Annotated in this window: 15 protein-coding genes; 6 read left to right on the top strand and 9 right to left on the bottom strand. The window is 41.1% G+C overall.

Going from position 1 to position 14,506, the window contains the following annotated elements; genetic code table 11:
• Nucleotides 1-15 precede the first annotated feature (15 nt).
• Genes ACOV1Q_RS00480 through ACOV1Q_RS00490 form a run of 3 tightly spaced genes read left to right on the top strand, consistent with a single transcriptional unit; the run spans nt 16 to nt 2,020 of the window.
• Entirely contained in the window at nt 16-744 is a 729-nt protein-coding gene (locus tag ACOV1Q_RS00480; RefSeq protein WP_424492467.1) for a hypothetical protein, read from the top strand.
• On the top strand, nt 741-1,310 hold the full coding sequence (locus tag ACOV1Q_RS00485) for a DNA-3-methyladenine glycosylase I (protein WP_424492468.1): 570 nt from the start codon (nt 741-743) through the stop codon (nt 1,308-1,310). The genes ACOV1Q_RS00480 and ACOV1Q_RS00485 overlap by 4 nt, the downstream gene beginning before the upstream one ends.
• A gap of 14 nt (nt 1,311-1,324) precedes the next feature.
• On the top strand, nt 1,325-2,020 hold the full coding sequence (locus tag ACOV1Q_RS00490; RefSeq protein WP_424492469.1) for a DUF2490 domain-containing protein: 696 nt from the start codon (nt 1,325-1,327) through the stop codon (nt 2,018-2,020).
• Nucleotides 2,021-2,054: 34 nt separating this feature from the next.
• Here the strand turns inward: ACOV1Q_RS00490 and ACOV1Q_RS00495 are convergent, their stop codons facing one another.
• The 4 genes from ACOV1Q_RS00495 to ACOV1Q_RS00510 all read right to left on the bottom strand — a co-directional run bounded on the left by ACOV1Q_RS00495 (nt 2,055) and on the right by ACOV1Q_RS00510 (nt 4,925).
• Nucleotides 2,055-2,852 carry a sterol desaturase family protein gene (locus tag ACOV1Q_RS00495; protein ID WP_424492470.1) on the bottom strand — a complete coding sequence of 266 codons (798 nt, stop codon included), beginning with the start codon at nt 2,850-2,852 and terminating at the stop codon, nt 2,055-2,057.
• A gap of 105 nt (nt 2,853-2,957) precedes the next feature.
• Nucleotides 2,958-3,596 (bottom strand): leucyl/phenylalanyl-tRNA--protein transferase, encoded by a 639-nt coding sequence (aat, locus tag ACOV1Q_RS00500; protein ID WP_424492471.1) that lies wholly within the window; start codon nt 3,594-3,596, stop codon nt 2,958-2,960.
• A 77-nt stretch (nt 3,597-3,673) separates the two neighbouring features.
• Nucleotides 3,674-4,051 carry a DUF3127 domain-containing protein gene (locus ACOV1Q_RS00505; RefSeq protein ID WP_424492472.1) on the bottom strand — a complete coding sequence of 126 codons (378 nt, stop codon included), beginning with the start codon at nt 4,049-4,051 and terminating at the stop codon, nt 3,674-3,676.
• 1 nt (nt 4,052) lies between these two features.
• Nucleotides 4,053-4,925: a flavin reductase family protein gene (locus tag ACOV1Q_RS00510; protein ID WP_424492473.1), complete on the bottom strand. Its 873-nt coding sequence runs from the start codon at nt 4,923-4,925 to the stop codon at nt 4,053-4,055.
• A 109-nt stretch (nt 4,926-5,034) separates the two neighbouring features.
• Between ACOV1Q_RS00510 and ACOV1Q_RS00515 the strand changes: the two genes are divergently transcribed.
• A complete protein-coding gene (locus ACOV1Q_RS00515) occupies nt 5,035-6,195 on the top strand; it encodes a sensor histidine kinase (RefSeq protein ID WP_424492474.1) in 1,161 nt (386 codons plus the stop codon).
• Between the two features lie 47 nt (nt 6,196-6,242).
• On the opposite strand, the gene ACOV1Q_RS00520 is transcribed toward ACOV1Q_RS00515, so the two are convergent.
• Nucleotides 6,243-6,632 (bottom strand): HIT family protein, encoded by a 390-nt coding sequence (locus ACOV1Q_RS00520; protein ID WP_424492475.1) that lies wholly within the window; start codon nt 6,630-6,632, stop codon nt 6,243-6,245.
• A 152-nt stretch (nt 6,633-6,784) separates the two neighbouring features.
• Nucleotides 6,785-7,261 carry a transcription elongation factor GreA gene (greA, locus tag ACOV1Q_RS00525; RefSeq protein WP_424492476.1) on the bottom strand — a complete coding sequence of 159 codons (477 nt, stop codon included), beginning with the start codon at nt 7,259-7,261 and terminating at the stop codon, nt 6,785-6,787.
• A gap of 116 nt (nt 7,262-7,377) precedes the next feature.
• Here greA and ACOV1Q_RS00530 point away from each other — a divergent pair, with 116 nt between their 5' ends.
• Complete coding sequence (locus ACOV1Q_RS00530) at nt 7,378-7,809, top strand: Rieske (2Fe-2S) protein (RefSeq protein ID WP_424492477.1); 432 nt, start codon at nt 7,378-7,380, stop codon at nt 7,807-7,809.
• Between the two features lie 58 nt (nt 7,810-7,867).
• Here ACOV1Q_RS00530 and ACOV1Q_RS00535 read toward each other — a convergent pair whose 3' ends face one another.
• On the bottom strand, nt 7,868-10,246 hold the full coding sequence (locus ACOV1Q_RS00535) for a TonB-dependent receptor (RefSeq protein WP_424492478.1): 2,379 nt from the start codon (nt 10,244-10,246) through the stop codon (nt 7,868-7,870).
• A 79-nt stretch (nt 10,247-10,325) separates the two neighbouring features.
• Nucleotides 10,326-10,502: a hypothetical protein gene (locus ACOV1Q_RS00540; protein ID WP_424492479.1), complete on the bottom strand. Its 177-nt coding sequence runs from the start codon at nt 10,500-10,502 to the stop codon at nt 10,326-10,328.
• 59 nt (nt 10,503-10,561) lie between these two features.
• Between ACOV1Q_RS00540 and ACOV1Q_RS00545 the strand changes: the two genes are divergently transcribed.
• Nucleotides 10,562-12,979: a hybrid sensor histidine kinase/response regulator gene (locus ACOV1Q_RS00545; RefSeq protein ID WP_424492480.1), complete on the top strand. Its 2,418-nt coding sequence runs from the start codon at nt 10,562-10,564 to the stop codon at nt 12,977-12,979.
• Here the strand turns inward: ACOV1Q_RS00545 and ACOV1Q_RS00550 are convergent.
• The gene (locus tag ACOV1Q_RS00550; protein ID WP_424492481.1) at nt 12,969-14,315 is read right to left on the bottom strand and encodes a sigma-54-dependent transcriptional regulator; all 1,347 of its coding nucleotides are present in this window, start codon (nt 14,313-14,315) and stop codon (nt 12,969-12,971) included. The genes ACOV1Q_RS00545 and ACOV1Q_RS00550 overlap by 11 nt on opposite strands.
• Nucleotides 14,316-14,506 lie beyond the last annotated feature (191 nt).

Below are 14,506 nucleotides of genomic sequence, written 5' to 3' on the forward strand. Positions count from 1 at the left end.
AAACTGCAGCGAAATATGGGATTTTTTGATCAAAATAAAGCTTTGATTATTACCGTTCTCCTGCTATCCCTGTTGCTGCTCCTTATGTACAACATCCAACTTTCAAATACAAAGAAAGAACGACAGGAAACACTCGTAGACCTCGAAAACTTCAAAGTTGAAGAACCGGAAGTTGAAAAAGCCCCTGAACCTGCTGAGGAACAAGAACCGTCTGCACCGCAACCTTCCCAGCAACGAACCCACCAGGCATACAACCAAAATCAACAGCAAAGAACTTCCGATTTTGAAACTCGTCTTCAGGAAATATTTGAAAGAAATGCCTCGCAACAAACAGCTTCCGAAACAGATGAGGCAACAACTTCTGAAGGGGACGTAAATTTAAATACCAATAAACAGGAAAAAGCACAGCAACAATCTGATGGAGATGATTTTTCCGAAGAAATATCTCCCAACACGGGAAACTACAGGAACAGTTCTATTTCTTTTTCTCTCGTAGGAAGATCTGCCTATCAAATCCCAAACCCTATCTATACCTGCGATACTCGGGGAAAGATCGTAGTAAATATATTGGTTAACGAGGAAGGCCGGGTTATCAACACTTCAATTAACAAAGTTAGCTCTACATCTTCGAATGAGTGCCTGGTAGACCGGGCACTTGATTATGCTGCGGGAGCCTCCTTCTCCAGGCTGAGTGGGCGCAATGAACAAAAAGGAACCATCACTTATTACTTTCAGGGACAATGATAAGAGAAAAAAAACGCTGCGGCTGGTGTGAAGGTGACGCCCTTTACGAAGCTTACCATGACACCGAATGGGGTGTACCCGTTTACGATGATGAAACCATCTTTGAATTCCTCATTTTAGAAACCTTTCAGGCAGGACTCAGCTGGATCACAATCCTTAGAAAACGTGAAAACTTCAGGAAAGCATTTGACAATTTTAACTATAAGAAAATAGCCAAATACCCTGAAGAAAAAATCCAGGAACTGCTACAAAATGAAGGCATAATTAGAAATCAACAAAAAATAAGAGCAACCGTGACAAATGCTGCAGCCTTTATGGCAATTCAAGAGGAATTTGACACATTTTCTAATTATATTTGGGGCTTCGTAAATGCGCAACCTGTAAAAAACAGTTGGGAGAATTATAAAGACGCACCAGCCACTACTGCAGTAAGCATTGCTTTAAGCAAAGATCTCAAAAAAAGGGGTTTTAAATTTGTAGGCCCCACAGTTGTATATGCCCACATGCAAGCAACAGGCATGGTCAACGATCACGAAACTACTTGTTTTAGATACAGCGAAGTTTGAATAAGAATCATAGCATGAAAAAAGCCTTTTACTACAAAAAAATAAAAATCCTTTTTGTCGTACTTTTCATTTTTAGTAACAGCACTTCAATTTCGCAAGAAATTGACGCTTATTTACTTGAACCGGAATTTAAAGTAGCGCTTTCTACCGAGACGCGTTGGTCTTATTCTTTTGGATTTGCAAACCGCGGAGTTCTCCTCGAGACAGTGAAAGATTTAGATGAGAATGATTACGCCAATGTGCATTTCGAGATCAACCATTTCACTTCTTACCAAGCATGGGAAAAATCAAGCCTAAGCCTGGGGCTTAGATATCGCTTCAGGAAGATCTTCAATGACCAGAGAGAGGATGAAATGAGATTTATCGAGCAATTCAGCTCGAAAGATTCCAATAACTTCCTCGGATGGTCCCATAGAGCAAGGTTCGAGCAAAGACTTAGAAGTTCAGAAACTATTTTCAGGCTGCGGTATGAGTTTGGTTTATCAAAACAACTCAATTCTCACTTTACGTTACAACTAGCTACAGAAGCATTATACGCTATCTCCCCACAGTCCAAACCTGAACCCGAACAGCGACTCGAAATTGGATTGAAGAATACCACTTTTGATGACTGGCAGTTTTATTTCGGAACTGAATTCCGAAGAGATAATTATGTACGAAATCCCCAGAATGAACTATTCTTTCTTACTGCTGCCACGCTAAAACTATAGAAATCTTTCTGAAATTGGCATTTTTGGAAGGTAATTAATGCGAACGCTGCTTCTTTTCTGCAGAGACAGATTCCATCTTTTCACTTTCGGTTCCCATCAGCCTATCCCAAAATGTAAAATATAGGCCATAATTCGTTATATACTCTTCATGATGATAATGATGGTGAGTAGCTCCAATAAATTGGCGGCCAAACCAGCTTTTCTGAAAACTTTCAGGGTAAATTTCTATCCCAAGGTGGTTTATAACGCTGCTAACCGTCATGAGCAGCAGGTAAAACCCCAAAACAAACAGGTGAACAGGCACTACAAGCAGTATTAGCGGCAGGATCAAAGCTTCGATAAGACTTTCCCATGGATGAAAGGAAAAAGCTGTCCAGGGTGTTGGTGTGAAACTATCATGATGCACCTTATGCACACGGCGAAACACCCGCGGATGGTGCATCCACCTATGAACCCAGTAATAGTAAGTCTCATGAATGAGCAGGACGATCAAAAGGCTTACCGGAAGATACCAGTAGCCAAATTCCTGTACATCCAGGTAGACAGCCGTCCAGCCTTTTTGCCACAGCCAGTAAGTTACAGCACCTGCAAAAGCGAAGATTGCCGAAGATTTTGTACTCCAGATGATCTCTTTTCTAAGCTGACCTTTTCGAAGTTTCCTGGTACTTAACCTCTTTTCACTGAATTTATCCGAATTCCAAACATAATAGTAATAATAGAAAATTCCTGCAGCCACAAAATACCGGAACAAAATCGCAAAGAAGAAAATAAGTACATAGGCAATAAATGCCGAAGGCGTTGCTGTTTCCGTATTCAATAGATCCTCAATCATGGACCTAAAGTTAAGTAATTCAGCCTTAATTGTTTTGAATTTAGGGAGAAGACGGGCGGTTTTATAAAAATTTTATAGTTCCGGAAATTATCCCCAGCCAGAGATTCAAAAAAGGTATTTTTGAAACTCTTTTCTAGCGATCTCCCGGGCACCCAGACTTTCAAGATGATTTGTATGCAGCTGGCAGTCTATTAGCTGAACTCCTTCCTCCTTTAGCTTTTCTACCAGTTGTATGAACCCGTACTTTGAGGCATTGCTGACTTTTGTGAACATGCTTTCGCCGCAAAACACCTTTTGCTCCTTTAAATAGATTCCGTAGAGGCCGCCGGCAAGGAAATCTTCCTGCCAAACCTCTACAGAATAGGCCCAGCCCAGGCGGTGAAGCTTAAGATAAGCTTGTTTCATATGCGGCGTGATCCATGTCCCTTGTTGGCCACCCCTCTTTATCGCAGCACATGCTGTGATTACCTCCTCAAAAGCCGAATTAAATGTGACTTTAAAAGCACCTTTTCGAAGCAACTGCTTCATGCTTTTTGAGACTTTCAGCTCATCTGGAAAAAGAACCATCCGCGGATCGGGGCTCCACCACAGGATGGGCTGTGAAGCATCATACCAGGGGAAAATTCCGCGCCGGTATGCTTCCTGAAGCCGCTCAACAGAAAGGTCGCCTCCAACTGCCAGCAGGCCATCCTCATTAGCCAATTCTATTGAAGGAAAATTTTCACCAGGTCTCAAAAAGTACATTTTTAACAGGTTTTTTTTACACAAAAAGCCCGGCCTTACCGGCCAGGCTTTCAGTATTTCAAATTATAATTTGCTTTCTAAAATGGCAAATCGTCATAATCTTCATCGTTCATATTATCTGCAGGCTCAAATTGATCTGCAGGTGGCACAGGAGGCATGTTATTTCCCTGAGATTGCGCTGCAAGGTTTTCAATACGCCAACCCTGGATAGAATTGAAATATTTGGTTTCTCCCTGTGGGTTTACCCATTCTCTTCCTCTTAAATTCACCCCGATCTTCACCGGCTGTCCAACGCTGAAGTTATTCAGTAAGTCACATTTATCCTGAACAAATTCTACTAAAATATGCTGCGGATATTGTTCCTCTGTAGTGATTACCACTTCTCTCTTTCTAAAACCGTTGTTGCCGTAGGTTTTAGTCTCATCAATCATCTTGATCTTTCCTTGTACTTCCATGTTATTTCTTTTTTGCTAATAATATTTTCCAGGCTGCTGCCGGCTCCTCTTTATCGAGGTATTCTTTTGCTTTTCTATGCACTTTCTCCCTGTCCTCAAGGATTTCATTCAATCCGGGTTCGTTTTTACCAAATGCTAATATCTCTTCTTCGGAAGGCACTTTTTCAACGTTACCTAATCTGCCTAAATCATTCCCCGTCAAGATAGTGCTTTTTCTTATCTCCTCGGGAATGGCGTCTATTCCCATTCCAAGGGTAGCCAATGGTTTTGGGACTTCGAACATTCCTGGTTTCGCGCGGCTGTACCAGTTGCCGCCCATTCTAGCCACCAGGTCTATCTTGTGTTGATCTATAAAACCATCGTCGCCAAGAATAGCTTCGTTTACATGCATTTTTAAGACCTCACAAATCACAAGGTTTCCAGATCCTCCCTGGTCTCCCAGTTCAACAACTTCCTTTATCTTGCACTCAAACTGCACCGGAGATTCCTTCACCCTGAAAGGTTTTACCACTTCAGACTTAAGCATTGAAAGGCCGGCTTTCTCAAACTCATTCACACCTTCGGCATATTCCGTACTCGACAATGAAACCTGCTGCACGATGTCATAGTTCACTACGTTAATAACAACTTCTTTCGTTGCTTTGGCATTATTGAACGTATGCTTCACCGTATTATCCCTTCCCCTTCTCGCCGGAGAAAAGATCAACACCGGCGGATTCGTACTAAACATATTGAAAAAACTAAAAGGCGACAAATTCGGCCTGCCCTGAGAATCTATAGTACTTGCCAGCGCGATAGGCCTTGGCCCCACAGCTCCCAGCATATACTGGTGAAGCTCACGAGTTTCCAATTCTTTAGGATCAATAGTTAACATTCCTGGATTTTTGACAAAGGTAAAGAAACCACTATTCAATGAAAAGAGAAGCCTTAACAATAATATTCCTATAAAACGTTATCTTTAAAATTTACAAACGTAAGGGTACATGAATTTTTCTGACGAACGGAAATTCCGCCGCTGGTTTCTTGTTTTTTCCTCCATTGCCATTATTATTTTAATCGTCTGGAACACCGTTATCTTTTTTCAGCGGTTAAAGGAAGACGAGCGCCGAAATATGAATGTTTGGGCTGCCGCTCAGGTTTCTCTAGACCAGGCAGATGAAAATACAGATCTTGATCTCACCCTTAGTATCATTAACAACAATACCAGCATTCCCACGATTTGGGTAGACGAAAAAGACCAGATTGTAGACGTTTTAAATGTGCCCGACGAGATTATTTCTGAAGAAAGAAAGCTTCAAAATTATCTGCAGGAGATCAAAGGAGAAAACGAACCCATAGAAATGGACCTGGGACCGGGGAAGGTGCATCATATTTACTACGGAAACTCCCCGCTGCTCAATAAACTCAAGTATTATCCACTGGTTTTAATGCTCATCATCCTCCTTTTCATAGCGGTGATCTATTTCTTTTATACCACTACAAAATCGAGTGAACAGAACAAGCTATGGGCGGGAATGGCTAAGGAAACTGCTCACCAGATAGGTACACCACTCTCCTCCCTCATTGGCTGGATAGAACTTCTGAAACAGGAAAATGTGAGCAAATCATACCTTTCCGAAATGCAAAAAGATGTTGACCGACTTAGAACGATCACTGAAAGGTTCTCTAAAATAGGTTCGGCGCCAACACTTAAACCAGCCAATATTGTAGAGCAAACACGGGTCTCATTTGATTACCTGAAAAGCCGGAGTTCCAAACTCATCAATTTTAGCGTTGACCTTCCAGATCAAGTGATCTATGTAGATCTCAACAAACAACTTTACAGCTGGACGATTGAGAATCTTGTAAAAAATGCCATTGACGCCATGCGCGGAAAAGGAGATCTCTACATCAGGATTCGGGAGGAACCTAAATGTGTGCACATTTTCATTCAGGATTCGGGAAAAGGAATTCCAAGGGATAAATTCCGGCAGATCTTTGAACCCGGCTACACCACCAAAAAACGCGGCTGGGGACTTGGCCTTTCGCTTTCAAAGCGCATTATTGAGCAATATCATAAAGGAAAAATAAAGGTAAGCCATAGCGAGATAAACAAAGGAACCACCTTTCAGATCACCTTGCCCAAGCTGAAGAAGGTTGCCTGAAAACTTCTCAAAAATGGCCTTTTTCAACCTATTTTTCCGAAGTAATTTTACAGCTGCGCCTTGATACCATTTGCAATTTGCTGAAATTCTTCTTCAGAAAAAGAAAGACTATTGCTAAAGTCCATATCGCTCATCGCGTTCAACGGAATTAAATGCACATGCACATGAGGAACTTCAAGCCCCACCACTGCCATTCCCACACGTTTGCATGAAATCGCTTTTTCAAGTGCTATTGCCACTTTTCGGGAAAAACGCATAAGCTCCTGGTAAGTTTCTTCCTCAAGATCAAAGATTTTATTTTCCTCCTTCTTCGGAATACACAAAGTATGTCCCTTAGCATTGGGGCGGATATCCAAAAATGCCAGAAAATCATCATTTTCTGCTACTTTATAGGCGGGAATTTCCCCGTTTATGATCTTGGTGAACAGCGTTGACATAGCGTTTAAATTTATTAGAATTCGGCTTCAAAACCTCATTTTTGAAGCATTTATAATGCAGACTTTCTACATGAAAAGCTCAGGCACTTTATAAAAATACAAAAATCCTTTCTTGATCGTCAAAAAAGGATTTTTAAGTATGTGTTTTACAGTTAATCTCTGGAAATCTCCAGGATCTCAAACTTAATGGTTCCGTTTGGCACCTGCACCTCTGCAGTTTCGCCAACTTTCTTACCTAAAAGGCCTTTTCCGATGGGAGAATCAACAGAAATTTTCCCCGATTTAAGATCGGCTTCGCTTTGGGCTACTAATTTGTATTTTACTTCGGCACCATTGGTAAGGTTTTTTATTCTCACATTAGAATGAACCAGCACCTTGGAAGTATCCAGCTGCGACTCATCTATTAAACGTGCATTGGAATACACTTCTTCCAGTTTGGAAATTTTCATCTCTAGCAAGCCCTGGGCTTCCTTGGCTGCATCATATTCGGCATTCTCACTAAGGTCACCTTTATCTCTGGCTTCTGCAATGGCCTGTGAAGCGCGGGGACGTTCCACATCTCTTAAATGATTCAATTCGTCCCGCAGTTTTTTAAGCCCCTCTGCTGTATAATAGGATACTTTACTCATAACTTCATCGTTTACATAAATAGAAAAAATCCCATTCGCCGACGGGATTTAAAACAAATATAAGAAATTAAAAAATGCAGTACAATTATATTATATTGCCACTCTTAAAGCAAAACATGCTCAAAATATTTACTATTTTACTGGCTTTTGTCCTGCTGACTTCCTGCTCGAGTGATGATAATTTCAGAAACAATAATCCTTATCTGGTAGACCTGAATTTTTCATTTCAAATGGACCTGAATTTTCCGCAGTATAACGATTTACAGTTTCCGGGAAATGCTTTTGTAAACTATAATTACGGAATTAATGGCGTGGTAATTTACAACGTAAACAATTCTGTCTACACCGCTTTTGAATTTTCTGACCCCAACCATCCTTTAACAGATTGTTCTACGCTGGAACTAAATGGTACAGAAGTGAGCTGCCGTTGTGAAGACGGAAACAAATACAGCATCATTACCGGCCAGCAGCTTACGGGCGACGGGCAATATCCTTTAAAAGCCTATAGAATAGAGAGAAGAGGAAGTATTTTGGAAATTTCAAATTAAAAAGGCTTTCCCAAAATGAAATTCGGAAAAGCCCTTTTTGAATATAAATTCGTACTTCTTAAAAGCGTAACGTCACACCTGCAAGAAAGTTGATTCCCGCCTGCGGATAGTATCCTGCACCTTCAATAGTTTCGGCACCACCCGGAAGATCTTCATTGGCAACATCATAGGTGTAGTAATATCCGTTTGAGACGTATTCTTCCCCAAAGATGTTATTTATAAGTCCGGTGAAGACAACTTCTTCAAAAAGAGGTGCTGTGGTCCAGGTATACTGCACATTAAAGTCATTGACAAAATAATCTGCCAGCAAAGAACCTTCGGTTTCAATGTTGCTCATATACTGCTCACCCACATATTTGGAAAGGAATTTAAGCTCGAGGTTTTCAACAGGCCTGTACTCCAGGATGTTTCCTGCGATAATTTCAGGAGAGTAGGAAATATCAGTATCTCCAAAATTCACCAGTTCACCGTTCCAGTTAGAAAGGAAATCTTTGTTTTTATTGCGGCTCAAGGAGATATTAGGTCGAATAACGAGCGGTTCTGCCAGTCGCACAGCTGCGTCGATTTCAATACCTGCCCTGTAACTGTTCCCGCTGTTGGCCCTAATGTAAGAACCCACATTATCGAGTTCTCCTGTAAGTACAAGCTGGTTGCGGTAATCCATATAATAAAGGTTTGCATTGATTTGTAGAGTGCGATCACCATATCTCCAGCCCAGTTCGAAGTCATTCAACTCTTCAGGCTCAGGGTCACCGTTTTCATAATCATCACGATTTGGCTCACGGTGTGCGCGGGCATAGGAAAAATACAATTGATTGGCTTCTGAAACTTCATATGTCAAACCTGCCTTTGGATTAAAAAAGGTGTGGGAATCGTCCACAATAAAAGGAACTTCTTCCTCGATGTTACCGTCTACCGTGTAAATTACCCTTCTTAGCTGAAGATCTCCAAATAAAGAAAGGTCTTCGGTTACCGCAACATTTGCTTTAGCGTAACCATTGTAATCTATTTTATCCCCGGTATTTTTGTAATAAAGCTGATCGGGCTCGCTTGGTGCAAACCTGGTATAAATTACCTCTCCAAAATGATCTCCTTCATATTTGTTCCAACCACCTCCAAGATCCAGGTTCAAAAGATCATCTTTGTAGTTAGCATTTAGAGTAATTCCGTAGAAATCGTTGTCCAGCCATTTCCTTGTTACAAGATCGCTTGAAGTCACTTCCTCCCCATTTGCTGTAAAAGGATCAAGGCCATACTCCTCAAGATCCTCTCCTGCCCTGTAAGATTCGTAAAATCCTCTTCCGTAGGTATAATGCAAAGCCATATTAGAAGACCAGCCGCCGCCATATTTCTCATTCCACAGTAACTGGAAATGATCCTGCTTGTAATCATCTACATGATTATCGTAAAACTGCTCATTTCCTTCTGCATCCACGTAAGCACCCGCGGGATTGTATCTGCGGTTTTCCTCAAGCTGATCCTCATCAATTCCATCCCATGATTGATAAGTTACTTCACTTCCGCCAAAAGTTAGCGCCTTCACGATAGTGCTTTCCCCCACATAAGTTCCCTGCAGGAAATAAGATTTCAGATCTGTTGAAGCACGGTCAATATAGCCATCACTTTTTATGGTAGATGCTCGTCCAGCAAATTCCCAATGCTCATTGAAAAGTCCGGTGCTGAATTTCACGGTATTCTTATTGGTATTAAAAGAACCAATACTACTGGCTATTTCGGCCGATGGTTCTGCCTTATATCGATCTGTAAGAATGTTGATACTCGCTCCAAAAGCTCCTGCACCATTGGTGGAAGTTCCCACTCCCCGTTGTAACTGAAGATTTTCTACAGAAGAAGCAAAATCTCCCAGGTTCACCCAAAACGTGCCCTGACTTTCGGCATCATTGTAAGGCACTCCGTTTATGGTCACATTGATCCTGGTGGCATCGCTACCGCGCACCCTTATTCCTGTGTAACCAATCCCAGCCCCGGCATCACTTGTTGTCACTACATTGGGCATGTAGTTCATAAGAGTGGGAATATCCTGTCCAAGGTTTCGGTCTTCGATCTCTTCATTAGAGAGGTTACTATAGGTAATAGGCGATTCTGCACTTACGCGTACTGCCGATAAGAATACTTCGTCCAGTACCTCTTCGGCGTCACTAAGGTCTACGTTGAGAATCCTGTCTCCGCTAAGATTAATTGTGAATTCTTTTCTGTTTCCGTAAGAAAAGATGAGGGTGTAGCTTCCTTCCTGAAGCTGCAGGGAATATCTCCCTTCGCTGTTAGTTTGAGTTCCCGAAGCTTCTCCCTGCACCCGCACGATGGCGGCAGGAAGCGGTTTCTCTCCGTCTGTCACTGTTCCCTGAACTGTATATTCCTGAGCGGTCAAACCGGCAGAAAATACAAAAAGGCATAAAGAAAATAATAGGTTTTTCATCCGTAAAAAAATTTATTACGAATAAAAGGGGCATTATTCTTTGGTTACATTAAAAAATAAATCCTGAAACCCATCCGATCTAAATTGCAAGGATGATTTTCAGGAGTGCGTTGCTACCACGCCACTTTGGCGTTTTATCCCTTGGCAGCATTACCTGCCCAGGTTCTTTGGGTATGATCTCAGCTTCCTTTCCGAAGAATCTCCGAAAATTCTGCACCCCTTTGAGATGGCCGCAAATGTAGAATGAGTTTTTCATTTTACCTAATTTTTACGGCTTTTGATTTTTAAATGCTAAATTTAAAAATTGTTCCGGCTATGAAAGAAAACAAACAGTCCATAACATTTACAGTTATAGCAGGTTACCTGCTGCTTACTACGCTGGCCGGTTTTGCCGTGTGGTTTATTTATTCACAGGTAATTGACTACACCAGTATGGCCGAGAATAATCTTTCCAGTAATAAACGCCTTTTACTGGTAGGACAGGCAGCCACAAACCTGTATGAAGCAGAAAGTTTAAGCCGGCAATTAATTCAATCTGGAGAGCCGGAAAAGCTGAAAGCATATAAAGCTCAAATTGATAGCATTCGGATTATTTTGGACTCGCTCGCCCAGACTTCGGCAGATACCGATCTTTCGCAGGAAGTAGACAGCATTAATCTTCTTCTTTCCCTTAAAATAGCAAACCTGGAAGAACTTTTGGAGTTACGGGAACGAGAAGGAAATCAAAGTTATTATTCCCGGGTAATTTCAGAATTGCAGCGGGTGGATGAAAATTTTGGCAGCCGTGATTATGATGAACGTTTCAAAGATCTGGCACCACACCAACGGCGGGTGCTGGTAAAACTACTGCAATATTCTGAAAGGGATAATGCTCAGCAAATCACTACTCAAACACTAGATTCCCTTGTGCAGTCTGTCAAGACCGTGTTAAGTGAACTTGAACTGGCCGATCGCCGTTTTAGAAGGACAGTTCGCGCAACAGAAGATCAATTACTGGTAAATGAAGTTAACCTCAACAGCCAGTTAAGAAATTTATTGACGGCAATTGAAGCTGAAGAAAGAAGCATTTCCCTGACCCAGGTGGCCGAAAGACAAGAAATTGTTAGAAGCACTTCCCGAACTATTGGCATCTTAGGTGCGACCAGTTTTGCCGTGATCCTTATTTTTCTCTTTCTAGTAATGCGCGATGTCACCCGAAGTTACCAGTACCGCAACCAGTTGGAAGCCGCCAAACAATATGCAGAATCTCTACTAAAAAGCAGGGAACAGTTCATGGCTACTGTTACGCACGATCTTAGATCACCACTCAATACGGTGGTTGGTTATACAGATCTTTTAGAGAGAACGAAATTAAGCAGATCCCAGTCACATTACCTCAACCACCTAAAAAAATCGTCAGATTATATTCTCCATCTCGTGGATGACCTGCTGGATCTTTCCCGGCTGGAGGCTGGTAAAATGACGGTAGAATATCTTTCTTTTAATCCGAAGAATCTCATTGAAGATACCGTTGAAAATGCCGTGCCGTTGCAAAAATGCCAGGAAGTAGCTATCATCATAAATATTTCTGAAGAGCTTGACAGGAGAGTTAAGAGTGACCCCTTCCGTATTAAACAGGTGATTACCAATCTCGTCACCAATGCCTGTAAATTTACTGAAGTAGGAAGCATTGAAATAGATGCCTTTTTTGACACCCAAAACCGGAAAAAAATCCTTGTGATCAAAGTAAAAGACACCGGAATTGGTATTTCAGAAGAGAAAAAGGAAGCCATTTTTGAAGAATTCTCTCAGGAAAACAGTTCCATAGAAAAGAAATACGGCGGCTCTGGATTGGGACTTGCCATTAGTAAAAAAATCACGCAGCTTCTAAAAGGATCAATAGAACTAGACAGCGAGCACGGAAAAGGCAGTGAATTTACCGTTAAAATTCCCGTACAGTTTGTTGAAGAAAAAGAAATAGAACCTTCCACAACTCCCGAACAGCCTAAGGAAGAAATGAGCCGGTTCTCGGTTTTAATTGTGGATGACGAACCGGCACAATTGAGCTTGTTAAGCGAATTCATTAAAACTACAGGAATGTCCATTGAAACCAGCAGCAATGGGAAAGAAGCTAAGAAAAAACTGGAAAAACAGCATTTTGACCTGGTTCTTACAGACATTCAAATGCCAAAAATGAGCGGAACAGAACTGCTCTCCTTTATCAGGAAAAATCCCGAAACCAAGAATATTCCTGTACTGGCACTTTCTGGACAGGCGACAAAAACATCTCGTGAATATTTAAAAATGGGTTTTAACGGAAGCCTTTTAAAGCCTTATTCCTCATCGCTCCTGCTTCAAAAAATTGAAAATGTGCTTCAAACCGAGTTAAAGAAACCTTCTGCAAAACTGGAAAGTAATATTTCTTCTCAAAACTATTCCTTTGAGGAAGTAGAACTTTTTGCCGGTGGTGATAAACAGGCTTTGAACACCATTCTTCGCGCTTTTATAGAAAGCACCCAGGTAAATCTTCAGGCATTGAATCAGGCGCAGGTTAAAAGAAATAAAACGAAGATCGCCGCCATTGCTCACAAAATGCTCCCAATGTTCCGGCAGTTAAAGGTAAAGAATGTGATAGGCCAACTGGAGATTCTGGAATCTTCAAATTGCGAAAAATACGGTGAAGTGAACATACATGAACTTACAGCTCAAATTAATAATCTTTTACAGGAAATCAAGGAAGAAATTAAAGACTAATGTTATACTGCTTGAGTTTATTGTAAAGTGTCTTTCTATCTATGGAAAGTAATTTTGCCGCTTTACTTTTGTTCCCGTTGGTCTTTTCTAAAGCGTCAAGAATAAGTTCCTGCTCATTTTTATTTTTGAAGAGACTAAAGGATTCATCGGGCACCTCTGCCGCAACTATTTCCTGCGGAAGCACCTTTGCTTCCACTATATCATCCTGACTTAACAAAACCGCTCTTTTAATGACATTTTTAAGTTCCCTGAGGTTTCCCGGCCAGTGATAATTATGAATAGACTCCATAGCTTCCTGGCTAAAGCCTGTTACTTCCTTCTCCAGCTCAACATTGGCCATTTCCAGAAAATAATTGGCAAAAATCATTAAATCCTCATTTCTGTTTTTGAGTGCCGGTACTTTAATGGAGAATTCATTGAGGCGATGATATAGATCTTCCCGGAAATCCCCTTGTTTTACGAGTTCGTATAAATCTTCATTAGTGGCAGCAATTACCCTTATATCCACTTGAATTTCCTCGTTACTCCCTACCGGTTTTACCTTTCGCTCCTGCAATGCTCTAAGAAGCTGCACCTGTAATTCATAGCTAAGGTTACCAATTTCATCCAGGAACAATGTTCCACCATTGGCTGCCTCAAAGTGACCTGTTTTATTGGCAACTGCACCGGTAAAAGAACCCTTAAGGTGCCCAAAGAATTCACTGGAAGCCAATTCTTTTGGAATTGCACCACAGTCTACCGCGATAAAAGGTGCTTCTTTGCGCTTGCTTTGGTCATGAATGCTTTTTGCGATCTGTTCCTTTCCGGTTCCGCTTTCGCCCATGATGAGCACAGACATATTTGTAGGCGCTACTAAGTCAATATAGTCATTAAGTTTTTTGGAAGCATCGCTTACACCTTTAATAAAAGAATTATCCCCAGAAACCCCATTTTTGAATGGTTTAGAAGGTTTATCCCTGGCTGGTTTTGATTTTTTCTCATTGTGCAGCGCGTTGTGAATCGTCTTGAGAATAACTTCAGGATTGAAAGGTTTGGCTATATAATCAAAAGCTCCTTCTTTCATGGCATTTACAGCCATGGTAATTTCGGCATAACTGGTCATCATTATTACTTCGGAAGCAGCTCCTTTTTTAGCTATTTCCCGTAAAATTTCTAAACCTTCCTTATCTGGCAGCCGTACATCAGAAATAATAATATCAAAATCCTCCTTTTCCAACATAGCAAAGGCTTCTGTAGCGTTAAAAACAGCGCTAACATTGAAATCCTTTTTCAGAAGGAAAGTCTTTAACATCGTACAAAAGGCGACGTCATCTTCAACAATGAGAATTTTAGCCATAATTTAGGAGAATATTCACAAAATTAGGAATATTCCCTAGTCCGACTCTAAAAATAAACATAAAAAAAGGGCTGAAAACAGCCCCTTTTTCTAATTTATAACCATTTAAAGGTGATTATTAGTCCATTTTACGAAGGCACGGCCTAAACTAATTCCATCATCTAACCTATTTAGCTTCCGGTCTGTTTGCA

It is taken from the genome of Salinimicrobium maris, assembly GCF_049680855.1.
Lineage (GTDB): Bacteria > Bacteroidota > Bacteroidia > Flavobacteriales > Flavobacteriaceae > Salinimicrobium.

What these genes read in the sequence shown, in the direction of transcription:
- ACOV1Q_RS00480 (WP_424492467.1), top strand. Translation starts at nt 16, where the DNA reads ATGGGATTTTTTGATCAAAATAAAGCTTTGATTATTACCGTTCTCCTG.
- ACOV1Q_RS00485 (WP_424492468.1), top strand. Translation starts at nt 741, where the DNA reads ATGATAAGAGAAAAAAAACGCTGCGGCTGGTGTGAAGGTGACGCCCTT.
- ACOV1Q_RS00490 (WP_424492469.1), top strand. Translation starts at nt 1,325, where the DNA reads ATGAAAAAAGCCTTTTACTACAAAAAAATAAAAATCCTTTTTGTCGTA.
- ACOV1Q_RS00495 (WP_424492470.1), bottom strand. Translation starts at nt 2,852, where the DNA reads ATGATTGAGGATCTATTGAATACGGAAACAGCAACGCCTTCGGCATTT.
- aat (WP_424492471.1), bottom strand. Translation starts at nt 3,596, where the DNA reads ATGTACTTTTTGAGACCTGGTGAAAATTTTCCTTCAATAGAATTGGCT.
- ACOV1Q_RS00505 (WP_424492472.1), bottom strand. Translation starts at nt 4,051, where the DNA reads ATGGAAGTACAAGGAAAGATCAAGATGATTGATGAGACTAAAACCTAC.
- ACOV1Q_RS00510 (WP_424492473.1), bottom strand. Translation starts at nt 4,925, where the DNA reads ATGTTAACTATTGATCCTAAAGAATTGGAAACTCGTGAGCTTCACCAG.
- ACOV1Q_RS00515 (WP_424492474.1), top strand. Translation starts at nt 5,035, where the DNA reads ATGAATTTTTCTGACGAACGGAAATTCCGCCGCTGGTTTCTTGTTTTT.
- ACOV1Q_RS00520 (WP_424492475.1), bottom strand. Translation starts at nt 6,632, where the DNA reads ATGTCAACGCTGTTCACCAAGATCATAAACGGGGAAATTCCCGCCTAT.
- greA (WP_424492476.1), bottom strand. Translation starts at nt 7,261, where the DNA reads ATGAGTAAAGTATCCTATTATACAGCAGAGGGGCTTAAAAAACTGCGG.
- ACOV1Q_RS00530 (WP_424492477.1), top strand. Translation starts at nt 7,378, where the DNA reads ATGCTCAAAATATTTACTATTTTACTGGCTTTTGTCCTGCTGACTTCC.
- ACOV1Q_RS00535 (WP_424492478.1), bottom strand. Translation starts at nt 10,246, where the DNA reads ATGAAAAACCTATTATTTTCTTTATGCCTTTTTGTATTTTCTGCCGGT.
- ACOV1Q_RS00540 (WP_424492479.1), bottom strand. Translation starts at nt 10,502, where the DNA reads ATGAAAAACTCATTCTACATTTGCGGCCATCTCAAAGGGGTGCAGAAT.
- ACOV1Q_RS00545 (WP_424492480.1), top strand. Translation starts at nt 10,562, where the DNA reads ATGAAAGAAAACAAACAGTCCATAACATTTACAGTTATAGCAGGTTAC.
- ACOV1Q_RS00550 (WP_424492481.1), bottom strand. Translation starts at nt 14,315, where the DNA reads ATGGCTAAAATTCTCATTGTTGAAGATGACGTCGCCTTTTGTACGATG.